This is a genomic window from Pseudarthrobacter sp. HLT1-3 (assembly GCF_059383535.1).
Window position 1 is genome coordinate 17,237 of sequence record NZ_JBWZCJ010000032.1, and the last position, 10,530, is coordinate 27,766.

Genomic DNA, 10,530 nt, shown 5'->3' on the forward strand with positions numbered 1-10,530 from the left:
TGCTCAGACTTCCTCTTTCGGAAGGTCTTCCTTCCGGACTGCATAGTGATGTCCCTGCGCGTCGGTCTCTACTTCAAAACCGGCGAGTTCCACCTCGGAGGCCTGCTCGAAGTCGTCACGACGGTGCACGACCGGCGCGGTGTAATCGCCCCGCTGGGCAGGGCCGAAGAGGAAGCGCGCCCAGTTCGACGGGTGCAGGTGCTGCCTGAGTGCCATCTTTCGTAGTGCAAGTGCCACAATTCCCACCCCCTCTCCAGCGTCCGGGCTCCGGGATCGGCCGTGGCTGAGTGCTGGTGCCAGTGTCCTCATCTTACGCCCGGCGCCGGAAATTGGCATGGGCGCATCCCGCTGAGCATGGTTTCAGCGCAGCGATTTGTCCTCGGGGTTGCGCGGCACAACATAGGTGCTGCCGTCGGGACGGTGGAGGGTCTCCCATTGCTGGGTTTCGGCTTCCCTCTGGACCAGGAGTTGGCGGTTCTGTTCCGTCATTTCGTGTCCAAGGGCGCTACGGTTGGCCGGTCCGAGAATCATCCGGATCTTGCCCATTGCACGCATGAACCTCTGCGAGGCGTTTTCCGCTTTGTCCTTGGCCATTACTATCCACTCCTTTGAACCCGACGATTTAACCAGTGTACACTAATGATTAGTGCACTAACTATCTACGGGAGGGCCCAGTGTCAGAAGTGGCCGAAGGAACCCAGGACGATCTCCTGCTCGAACACCAGCTTTGCTTTGCTTTGACGGTGGCCTCCCGCAGTGTCGTGGGCGCGTACAAACCTGTGCTGGAGAATCTTGGGCTGACGCACCCCCAGTATCTGGTGATGCTGTGTCTCTGGGAATCCAGCCCCCGCTCCGTCCGGGACATCAGCGAGGCCCTTGCCCAGGAGCCGGCAACGATCTCGCCCCTGCTGCGGCGCTTGGAGACGGCCGGGCTCATCACGCGCGAGCGGGTGCCGGGCGACGAACGGACTCTGGCCGTGGGCCTGACCCCGCTCGGCGCCGCGCTGCGGCAGCAGGCCACCGCTGTACCCGGAACCATGATGGACTTGCTTGGCCTGACCCGCGAACAGGTGGGCGATCTGCACGCCGCCATGATGGCCCTGATTGCAGCCACAAAGACCGCAGCCGGGAATGCGCCGCGGCGGTAGACTGGGCAAAACACAGGAGGACAGCTCGTGCGCAAGCAACTTAGTCATGCAGCGATCGTTCTGATGGCTATTGCCGGACTGGCGGCCTGCTCGCCGGGAGCCGCGCCATCGCCGTCGCCCACGGCTTCCGCCCCGACAAGCGCGGCCAGCCCGTCGGCCACCCTCCCGCCGGACGCCGAAACAAACACTCCCGCCCCTTCGCCGTCTGCTGCCCCGGTAACGTCCGGCCCCGGCCAGGGCAATGCCGAACTGGCAATTATGGTCAAACCGTCCGAGTCCGGCACGCCGTCGAACTTCACCCTGGTCTGCGTGGACGGCGTCCCGGCCGCCGAGAGCCAGCATCCCGACGCCGCCGCAGCCTGCACGGCCGTGAAAAACGACGCGGCCCTCCTGAGCCCGGAGCCCCGGCCAACAGACCGGGCCTGCACGCAGCAGTACGGCGGACCGCAAGAGGCCACGGTGACCGGTGTCGTGGACGGCCAGGCGGTCGAGGCGACCTTCAGCCTGCGTGACGGCTGCGAGATCTCCGCCTGGAACGCCGCCAAGGATGTCCTTGGCTCGACCGGCGGGGCTGTCTAAGCTGCAGCACCTCCCGCAGGAATCCTGGCTGCCGCGCCAGGCCGCCCATCACGCGCGCGTCCGGCGCTACGCCGAGCCCTACCTTGCCCGGCGGTCGGCCGGCAAGAAGCACCCCGTCGAGGACTTCCTCTTCACCTACTACACCCAGAAGCCGGGCCAGCTGGCGCGCTGGCACCCGGGTGCCGGCGTCGTGCTCTCCGGTCCCGCGGTGGCGGAGCGCGCCGGCTGGAAGTACTACCGCACGCCCGACGGCGGCGACCTCGCCACTGCGGGGCTTCCGGCGGGCACACCCGCCGTTACGGTCGACGTCGAAGCGTTCCTCCGGGACCGGCGGGACGCCGTGCAGTTCGCCGGCATCATCCTGGCTGGAACAGCGGCGCGGCCTGCCCAGTTCGGCTGCTTCGGGCTGCATGAGTGGGCAATGGTCTACCGGCAGGACAAATTCGAACTCCGGCACGAGTATCTGCAGCTCCGGCTCGGTTCCGGACGGACCGACGAGGTGGTCGAGGAGAACCGGATCCGCTGCTCGCACTTCGATGCTTTCCGCTTCTACACTCCTGACGCGGTGCCGCTGAACAGCCTGCAGCCAAGCCGGGAGAACCAGCGGACGACCGAACAGCCCGGCTGCCTGCACGCCAATATGGACCTGTACAAGTGGGCCTACAAGCTGGCCCCGCTGCTGCCCAGCGAATTGGTGATGGACTGCTTCGAGCTCTCCTGGCGGATCAGGGCCATGGACATGCAGGCGTCCCCCTATGATCTGACCAAGTGGGGCTATCCCGCCATCCTGATCGAAACGCCCGAGGGCAAGGCCGCGTACGTTGAATTCCAGCGCTCCTTTGCCGCCGAGTCGCAGGAACTGCGGCAAAGGCTGCTGCGGGAGCTCACGCCCCTGCTCGAGTCGGCGGCTTCCGGCACCGCCACAGAACGCACGGAAGGACAGCAATGACGCACAACAGTCACAGCCGCCACGAGATCGAGCTCACCATCCGCCTGACCGACGCCCCGGGCGCCCCGGAATACGTGTTCCAACTGGAGGCCACCGGCGGGGAATTGGCCGAAGGGTGCACCCTGCCGGATGCCGCAGCAGCCCTCGCGGCAGTGTCGGAGCACGGAGAGGACATCTTCTTCCCCAAGCCCGGCCCGCCGAAGATGTGCACCCAGCAGTACGGCGGCCCCCAGGTCGCCGAGGTAACCGGCTGGTTCCGGGGCCGGGAAGTCCACAGCACGTTCAGCCGCACCGATGGCTGCGAGATCGCCCGCTGGCGTGCCATGGCGCCGCTGCTGGGCGGGGTCGCGGGATCCACCGGGGCAACCTGAGCTGCCACCGGCCGGAGCCCGGCCGCGCGACAATTTAGCGTGCGAACTTTACGTGACAACTCAAAAGGCAATGGCCGGCGGTGGAAACCGCCGGCCATTGCCTTTGCTGTCAGGGTTGCAGCTTCACCTAGATGGCGTTGTTCGGACGCTCAAGCTCCTGGTTCTGGAACTTGGACTGCTGTGCTGAGCCGTCCGCCGTCGGGGCCACCGAAGCGACGCCGGCGGCGTTCACGAGCAGGCTGACGAAGGTCGGCTCGCTGGCACCGGCAAAGGTGATCCGGCCGATGTAGGAGCCGGGCATAAGTCCGGTCCAGTTCAGCGTGATCTTGCCCGTTTCACCGTTGGGCAGCACCAGCGGGTTCGGCGTGACCGTCGCATTTTTCTCGTTGGCACCTAGGACCGCGGCATCGACGGTTGCCTTCGTGGCCTTGCCGCCCGGGCTGGAGTACAGGTTCGCGTAGATCGTGTACTCGCCCGCGGCCGGGTTCGCGATCGACAGCGTCTCGCTGGCCGACGACGTGGCAACCTCTGCGGTTCCCCTGGGGGTGACGACCCACATGTCGAAGTCCGAATCCGGGTCGGAGGAGATAACCGAGAACTTGGCCAGCGGAGCACCGGCCGGGACCGTCACGGTCTTGACGAAGTTCGAGGCATCAGAGGCGCCAGGGATTCCGACGAACGGCCCCGGGATCAGCTCCACGGCGGAGGAATCCGCCTTCGACAGGCCGTCCAGGGTCATGCTGATTGGCTTGTCTGTGCCGGAGACAACGCTGATGTCACCCGTGCCCGTGCCGGACTCGGTGCTCAGGAATACTTCCTTCGCGGCCACGGCGGACTGCGGCCGGACCGAGATCGGCGAGGTGACGGTCTTGCCGGCACCCTCCCAGCTCAGTGAGCCCATGGCGAACTTGCCCAGTGCAGCGCTCTTGTTCTCGAAGGTGACCTTGAAGGTCTTCTTCTCACCGGCGGCCTTGAAGTTCAGGGCTGCCGGGGAAACACTGACCTTAATGCCGGGCACATTGGCTTTGACCTTGTAGGTGCCTGGGGTCAGTGCGGTGACCGTGCGGGTGACCTCGATCTTTCCGGTGAGGTTACCCAGCGAGAATGACGCGACGTTCATGTCCCGCGGCAGCGTGGTGGACGGCAGGCCGAGGTTGATCCCCGTGCCCTGGATGAAATTCCAGTAGTCGTCTCCGTTCGCGTCGTAGACAAGACCCGGATCGACCATCCGCGCCGGATCGACCTGGCCGGCGCCGGTGGCATGGACGTCTGTGTTCTTGGAGCCGTCGGCGTTCACGACATTGCCCGCCGTCGTCATCATGGCGGACTTGACCGTTGCCGGGGACCAGTTGGGGTTTTTACCCAGCAGCAGCGCGCCGAAGCCCGCAACGTGGGGTGCCGCCATGGAGGTGCCGGACATAAAGCCGAACTCCGCGCCGTCGGCGCCAATCGGCGACACACCAGCCAGGACGGCAACGCCCGGAGCGGCGACGTCAGGCTTCAGCAGGTCCGAATCCGTGGCGAGCAGCGGCCCGCGGGAGGAGAAGCCGGCGATCTGCGGCTGGGCCTCCAGCGGCAGTCCGGTGGTGTCCTTGTTGACCAGGGAAACCTTGATATCCGGGGTCTGGGTCACCTTGGCTTTGATCGCCTCGGTGGCCGGCGGGTTCACATGGACGGTGGGGACAGCGTGCTGGTCGGTGTCCAGCGAAGAATTGCTCAGGTTGACCAGAATCATGCCGACACCGCCGCCGCGCGCAACCTCGGCGCTCTTGGCGACGCGGTCAACAACGCCGCGGTCACAGACAACAACCTTGCCGACGACCTTCGCCGGGTCAAGTGTGCCAGGTCCACACAGCGCCGGAGACGACGGCGGGCTCGTGGCGGCCGCGTTGGCAGCCAGCACGACGCCGGCGTCCTTGACCTCTTTGCTCATGATGCTGGCACCCCGGAACTTGGTGCCGTCGGCGAACTCAACCGTGCCCTGGAGCTCCTGGGAGAAGCTGCTGGCCGCAACTGTGGTGACCCAAGGGCCGCCGTGGTTGACCGTACTGGCCGTCGGACCGGAGTTTCCGGCCGAGGCGGCAACGAAAATGCCAGCCGATGCAGCGTGGAGGAAGGCAATCGAGACCGGGTCGATGACGGACGTCGCGGAACCGGAGATGGAGTAGTTCAGTACGTCCACGCCATCGTCAATAGCCTGCTCGACCGCAGCAACGGAGGAGGAGCTGTAGCAGCCGCCGGTGTTAGGGTTCTTGTCTTCCCAGCAGACCTTGTAGACGGAGAGCTTGGCGGCCGGCGCAATTCCGCTGGTGAGGCCAAAGCTGCGGCCATCGACGAACGTCTCGACGTTGGCGTTTCCCACGGCGGTGCTTCCGGTATGGGTGCCGTGGCTGTCGACGTCCACCGGGGAGAGCAGCTCCTGGGGCGCACGCTCGCTCGGGGGAACGAAGCGCAGGAAGTCCTCGGCGAAGTAATGCGCGCTGAGGACCTTGGAGTTGCAGGCGGAACCGTCGAAGTCCTGGCCAATCTGGCACTCGCCAATGAAGGTGTCGCCGTCGGACTTGAGCATTGCGATCTTGCCGTCCGCCTTCCGGTATGGCACACCGACAACAGGCTGGCCGACGAGCGGCTTTACCTCTTCGCCGGTGAAGAAGGCGCTGTCGGGGGTGTACCCGGTGTCAATGACACCGACGACGACGCCCTTGCCGGCACCGTCCTGGCCGCCGAACTTGGTGTTCCAGGTGCCTTTTTCGCCGCTGAGCTTCAGGAAATCGGTGCTGGAGTAATCCGGGGCGTTTTCCGTGTCGGGGGCGACCACCAGGACGCTGGGATCCTTGGCGAGCTTGACGGCCTGTTCTGTGGTGAGTGTGGCGCTGAAGCCGTTGACGGCCGCGGTGAACTGACGCTGGATCTGGACGTTCTGCTGGGCCGCAATCTCGGCCTGCTTGTTCTGGAGGTGGGCCCGATACTTCTTTACCTCAGCCTTGCCGGTGTCGAGTTTCTTGCCCGCGGCCGGCTTGGTGGCCTGGAATCCCGCCGTGCTGCCTTCATAGCTCGCCGCCGGCATCTCGGCCAGGAGAACGATGTAGCGCCCGTCCGGATAAGTGCCGGGATCCAGATTCTTCTGTGCCACAGCCGCGGGGGTGGAGCCCGCTGCAGGTGCCGCGATGGCTGGCGCGATCGCGACTGTTGACAAGAGAACCGGCAAGCCCAGAGTCAGTGCCACGGCCCTCCGGAGTCCCCCGCTTCGAAGGAAGCTCTTTCCTGGTGATTTCACGTGTGGTTGAACCTTTCATAAGGAACGGTCCCGGCGTTGCTGCCGGCTCATCGACTGGCGGGAGAGCAAGAACTGAGACTCAAGCGGTCCGGACGGATACCAGCCGTTTTCATACAGTACAGACTGAGAGCCAGTTATGACATAGAACACAAACGGTAAATTAAAATTAGTCAATCAATTCGACAGCCCATCAAGGGACCGTCGTCGCCGGGCGGCGCGTTCGGCCCTGACGGGCTGTCGATTCGTGGGGCCTAAGGCGTTTCCGGAGCTTTACTGGCGGGGCGTACGGACAACTTCGCTGATCCAGGCGCGGGTCTTCTCATCGACGGGTCCGGCCACATTGCTGTCCCTGGCCTTCCGATCCGCCAAGATTTTCTGCAGAACCATCCGCCCCAGGCCGGCGAAAACGGCGGCAGCGACGACGGGCAAAAGCACGGATTTCGATTTCTCAGCCATACGCACATGCTACTGACGGAGCACCGGGGTGACCATAGCGTCGTCGCAGGTGAGGCGCGGGGTCGGGGCCTGTCAGCAGCCGAGAGGCGCCCGTTCCGCCCCGGTGGCCTGGCGCACACCGTTCACACTGTCCGCCGGAATGCGGCCGGACGCGCGGCGGCCGGTAGAATGGGCATGCAAGCTCGCGGAGCGCCCTCTCACGCTGTCTTCACCAAACAGCCCTCACCACACAGCGGACCGGTGTGAGACGGCACCACTCCGCTGCGCCCTTACCCAATGCTCACGCACAGGAGTTGCCGGATGCCCCGGATCGTTGTCGACGTCATGCCCAAGCCCGAGATTCTGGACCCGCAGGGGAAGGCCATCGTGGGTGCACTCCCCCGGCTGGGCTTCACCGCGTTCAGCGCTGTCCGCCAGGGCAAACGCTTTGAACTCACGGTCGACGGCGAGGTGACCGAGGAGATCCTGGCCCAGGCCCGGAACGCCGCGGAGACCCTCCTGTCGAACCCGGTCATCGAGGACGTCGTTAACGTCGAGGTCGTCGAGGCCTGAGATGACTGAACTCCCCCTGATCGGCGAAACCACCGCCGCCGCTTCTGGTGCCCGCGGGCTCGCGGGCGCGAAGATCGGTGTCGTTACCTTCCCCGGTACCCTGGACGACCGCGACGCCGTCCGCGCGGTGCGCCTGGCCGGCGCCACCCCGGTGGCCCTCTGGCACGAAGACACCACGTTGGGCGACGTCGACGCCGTCGTCATCCCCGGCGGTTTCTCCTACGGTGATTACCTCCGCGCCGGCGCCATCTCACGGTTCGCGCCGCTCATGGCCAGGATCATCGACGCCGCCAACTCGGACGCCCGGCTGCCCGTGCTGGGCATCTGCAACGGCTTCCAGATCCTCACCGAATCGCACCTGCTGCCCGGGTCGATGATCAAGAACGACGGCCTGTTGTTCATGTGCCGCGACCAGGTCCTGCGGGTGGAGAACAACACCACCGCGTGGACCCGGGACTACGCCGTCGGCCAGGAGATCACGGTGCCGCTGAAGAACCAGGACGGCCAGTACATCGCGGACGAGAAGACCCTCGATGCGCTGGAGGCGGAGGGCCGGGTGGTGTTCCGCTACGTCGGCTTCAACCCGAACGGCTCGCGCCGCGACATCGCCGGCATCTCCAACGCCGCGGGCAACGTGGTGGGCCTCATGCCGCACCCGGAGCACGCCGTGGAGGCCGGCTTCGGCCCCGAAAACGGCTCCGGCACCGAGGGCCTCGGCTTCTTCACCTCTGTACTGAACAAGATCGTGGGAGACAACAAATGACGGAGACGTCGACCGGCCGGACGGCAAGCACCGCCACCGAGACCAAAAAATTCAACATCGACACCGTCGAGAACGCGGCGAAGACCCCCGACGTCGAGCTCCCCTGGGCCGAGCTGGGCCTCAAGCAGAACGAGTTCGACGAGGTCGTCAAGGTGCTGGGCCGGCGCCCGACCGGCGCCGAACTCGCCATGTACTCCGTGATGTGGAGCGAGCACTGCTCCTACAAGTCCTCCAAGAACCACCTGCGCCAGTTCGGCGAAAAGGTGACCGAGGAGATGAAGAAGGACATGCTCGTGGGGATCGGCGAAAACGCCGGCGTCACGAACCTGGGCGACGGCTGGGCCGTGACGTTCAAGATCGAGTCCCACAACTCCCCGTCCTTCGTCGAGCCCTACCAGGGTGCCGCGACCGGCATCGGCGGCATCGTCCGCGACATCATTTCGATGGGCGCCCGCCCGGTGGCCGTGATGGATCCGCTGCGTTTCGGCGCGATTGACCACCCGGACACGGCCCGCGTCATGCACGGCGCGGTCGCCGGCATCGGCGGCTACGGGAACTCCCTGGGCCTGCCGAACATCGGCGGCGAAATGGTCTTCGATTCGGTCTACCAGGGCAACCCGCTGGTCAACGCCCTGGCCGTCGGCGTGATGCGCCACGAGGACATCCGCCTCGCCAACGCCTCCGGCAAGGGCAACAAGGTGGTGCTCTTCGGCGCCCGCACCGGCGGCGACGGCATCGGCGGCGCCTCCGTGCTGGCCTCGGAATCCTTCGACAGCACGAAACCATCCAAGCGTCCCGCCGTGCAGGTCGGCGACCCGTTCGCCGAAAAGGTCCTGATCGAATGCTGCCTCGAGCTGTTCAAGGGCTCCCTGGTGGAGGGCATCCAGGACCTCGGCGCCGCGGGCATTTCCTGCGCCACGTCCGAGCTCGCCTCCAACGGCGACGGCGGCATGGAAGTCGAACTGACCTCCGTCCTGCTCCGCGACCCGACCCTGACCCCGGGTGAAATCCTGATGTCCGAGTCACAGGAACGCATGATGGCCGTCGTCACGCCCGAGAACGTCGCCGCGTTTGAAACGGTCATGGACAAGTGGGCTGTCGAGTACTCCTGGCTGGGCGAGGTGACCGATACCGGGCGCCTGATCATCACGTGGGAAGGCGAAGTCATCGTCGACGTCGACCCGCGCACCGTGGCGCACGACGGTCCGGTCTACGACCGCCCCTACGCGCGCCCGGAGTGGCAGGACGCCGTGCAGGCCGATGTTTTCACCGGGTCCGTGCAGGATGCCGGCCGCCCGGCCGCCCCCGCTGACCTCGCCGCCGCCATCACCGAGCTCGTCGCGTCCCCGAACATGTGCGACAAGTCCTGGATCACCCAGCAATACGACCGTTACGTCGGCGGCAACACCGCGATGGCGTTCCCGGACGACGCCGGCGTGGTCCGGGTGGACGAGGAAACCGGGCTGGGCGTGGCCCTGGCCACCGACGCCAACGGCCGCTACACCTACCTCGATCCGTACCACGGCGCCCAGCTGGCGCTGGCCGAGGCCTACCGCAACGTCGCCACGTCCGGCGCCGTGCCGATGGCCGTCAGCGACTGCCTGAACTTCGGCTCCCCCGAGGACCCCGACGTCATGTGGCAGCTGGCCGAGGCCATCCGCGGCCTGTCCGACGCCTGCATGGTGCTGGGCATCCCGGTCACCGGCGGCAACGTCTCGCTCTACAACCAGACCGGCGCCACCCCCATCCACCCCTCCCCGGTGGTGGCAGTGCTGGGCAAGTTCGACGACGTCGCGCGCCGCACGCCGTCGGGCTGGAAGGAAGACGGCCAGGCCATCTACCTGCTCGGCACGACGGCGGCGGAACTGGACGGTTCGGAGTGGTCCAACATGCGTGGACACCTGGGTGGGCTGCCGCCCAAGGTTGACCTCGCGGCCGAACGCGCGCTGGGCGAGATCCTGATCAACGCCTCCCGCGACGGCATGGTGGACTCCGCCCACGACCTCTCCGAAGGCGGCCTCGCGGCGGCCCTCGTGGAGTCCTCGCTGCGCTACGGCGTTGGTGCCCGGATCGCGCTGCAGGACGTCCTGGACCGCGACGGCGTGGACCTGTTCACCGCCCTGTTCTCCGAGACGCAGGGCCGCGCCATCGCGGCCGTGCCCCGCTCCGAGGAGATCCGGTTCAAGGACATGTGCACCGCACGCGGCTTCCCGCACCTGCGGATCGGCGTTGTCGACGCCGAAGGCGGCACCCTGGAGATCACCGGCGTCGAGACCATGAACCTTGACGCCCTCCGCGAAGCCCACGAGGCGACCCTGCCGAAGTACTTCGGCTAGCCCGGGGTTTTCATGAGGGTGGGGCCCGTAGGGTGTGTTTAAGCGACGAAAGGTGCTTCTGAGCTGGGAAAATAGTGTTGTTGACGCACTGTTCCACCG

General features: G+C 66.1%; 11 protein-coding genes. 7 read left to right on the top strand and 4 right to left on the bottom strand.

Going from position 1 to position 10,530, the window contains the following annotated elements; all coding sequences use genetic code 11:
- Nucleotides 1-3: 3 nt before the first annotated feature.
- The gene (locus AC50X9_RS19510; RefSeq protein WP_494896380.1) at nt 4-216 is read right to left on the bottom strand and encodes a hypothetical protein; all 213 of its coding nucleotides are present in this window, start codon (nt 214-216) and stop codon (nt 4-6) included.
- 144 nt (nt 217-360) lie between these two features.
- Nucleotides 361-594: a hypothetical protein gene (locus tag AC50X9_RS19515; RefSeq protein ID WP_494896382.1), complete on the bottom strand. Its 234-nt coding sequence runs from the start codon at nt 592-594 to the stop codon at nt 361-363.
- Between the two features lie 80 nt (nt 595-674).
- On the opposite strand from AC50X9_RS19515, the gene AC50X9_RS19520 reads away from it, so the two are divergent.
- The 4 genes from AC50X9_RS19520 to AC50X9_RS19535 are packed head-to-tail and all read left to right on the top strand — an operon-like array spanning nt 675 to nt 3,047.
- Nucleotides 675-1,148: a MarR family winged helix-turn-helix transcriptional regulator gene (locus AC50X9_RS19520; RefSeq protein ID WP_494896384.1), complete on the top strand. Its 474-nt coding sequence runs from the start codon at nt 675-677 to the stop codon at nt 1,146-1,148.
- 27 nt (nt 1,149-1,175) lie between these two features.
- A complete protein-coding gene (locus AC50X9_RS19525; RefSeq protein ID WP_494896386.1) occupies nt 1,176-1,727 on the top strand; it encodes a subtilase-type protease inhibitor in 552 nt (183 codons plus the stop codon).
- A complete protein-coding gene (locus tag AC50X9_RS19530; protein ID WP_494896391.1) occupies nt 1,696-2,676 on the top strand; it encodes a 3-methyladenine DNA glycosylase in 981 nt (326 codons plus the stop codon). Before AC50X9_RS19525 ends, AC50X9_RS19530 begins: the two co-directional genes overlap by 32 nt.
- Nucleotides 2,673-3,047 carry a serine protease inhibitor gene (locus tag AC50X9_RS19535; RefSeq protein ID WP_494896395.1) on the top strand — a complete coding sequence of 125 codons (375 nt, stop codon included), beginning with the start codon at nt 2,673-2,675 and terminating at the stop codon, nt 3,045-3,047. Before AC50X9_RS19530 ends, AC50X9_RS19535 begins: the two co-directional genes overlap by 4 nt.
- A gap of 127 nt (nt 3,048-3,174) precedes the next feature.
- Here AC50X9_RS19535 and AC50X9_RS19540 read toward each other — a convergent pair whose 3' ends face one another.
- Both AC50X9_RS19540 and AC50X9_RS19545 read right to left on the bottom strand, forming a co-directional pair.
- Nucleotides 3,175-6,324 carry a S8 family serine peptidase gene (locus AC50X9_RS19540; protein WP_494896397.1) on the bottom strand — a complete coding sequence of 1,050 codons (3,150 nt, stop codon included), beginning with the start codon at nt 6,322-6,324 and terminating at the stop codon, nt 3,175-3,177.
- Between the two features lie 270 nt (nt 6,325-6,594).
- The gene (locus AC50X9_RS19545; RefSeq protein WP_494896398.1) at nt 6,595-6,780 is read right to left on the bottom strand and encodes a hypothetical protein; all 186 of its coding nucleotides are present in this window, start codon (nt 6,778-6,780) and stop codon (nt 6,595-6,597) included.
- 300 nt (nt 6,781-7,080) lie between these two features.
- On the opposite strand from AC50X9_RS19545, the gene purS reads away from it, so the two are divergent.
- From purS to purL, 3 genes are read left to right on the top strand one after another with little or no spacing between them, the layout of a single operon-like run.
- Nucleotides 7,081-7,332, top strand: a complete 252-nt coding sequence (gene purS, locus AC50X9_RS19550) for a phosphoribosylformylglycinamidine synthase subunit PurS (RefSeq protein ID WP_056427643.1) — start codon at nt 7,081-7,083, stop codon at nt 7,330-7,332.
- A 1-nt stretch (nt 7,333) separates the two neighbouring features.
- Complete coding sequence (gene purQ, locus AC50X9_RS19555; RefSeq protein ID WP_494896400.1) at nt 7,334-8,095, top strand: phosphoribosylformylglycinamidine synthase subunit PurQ; 762 nt, start codon at nt 7,334-7,336, stop codon at nt 8,093-8,095.
- Complete coding sequence (gene purL, locus AC50X9_RS19560; protein WP_494896402.1) at nt 8,092-10,431, top strand: phosphoribosylformylglycinamidine synthase subunit PurL; 2,340 nt, start codon at nt 8,092-8,094, stop codon at nt 10,429-10,431. Before purQ ends, purL begins: the two co-directional genes overlap by 4 nt.
- Nucleotides 10,432-10,530: the final 99 nt, after the last annotated feature.

What these genes read in the sequence shown, in the direction of transcription:
- AC50X9_RS19510 (WP_494896380.1), bottom strand. Translation starts at nt 216, where the DNA reads ATGGCACTCAGGCAGCACCTGCACCCGTCGAACTGGGCGCGCTTCCTC.
- AC50X9_RS19515 (WP_494896382.1), bottom strand. Translation starts at nt 594, where the DNA reads ATGGCCAAGGACAAAGCGGAAAACGCCTCGCAGAGGTTCATGCGTGCA.
- AC50X9_RS19530 (WP_494896391.1), top strand. Translation starts at nt 1,696, where the DNA reads ATGTCCTTGGCTCGACCGGCGGGGCTGTCTAAGCTGCAGCACCTCCCG.
- AC50X9_RS19535 (WP_494896395.1), top strand. Translation starts at nt 2,673, where the DNA reads ATGACGCACAACAGTCACAGCCGCCACGAGATCGAGCTCACCATCCGC.
- AC50X9_RS19545 (WP_494896398.1), bottom strand. Translation starts at nt 6,780, where the DNA reads ATGGCTGAGAAATCGAAATCCGTGCTTTTGCCCGTCGTCGCTGCCGCC.
- purS (WP_056427643.1), top strand. Translation starts at nt 7,081, where the DNA reads ATGCCCCGGATCGTTGTCGACGTCATGCCCAAGCCCGAGATTCTGGAC.
- purQ (WP_494896400.1), top strand. Translation starts at nt 7,334, where the DNA reads ATGACTGAACTCCCCCTGATCGGCGAAACCACCGCCGCCGCTTCTGGT.
- purL (WP_494896402.1), top strand. Translation starts at nt 8,092, where the DNA reads ATGACGGAGACGTCGACCGGCCGGACGGCAAGCACCGCCACCGAGACC.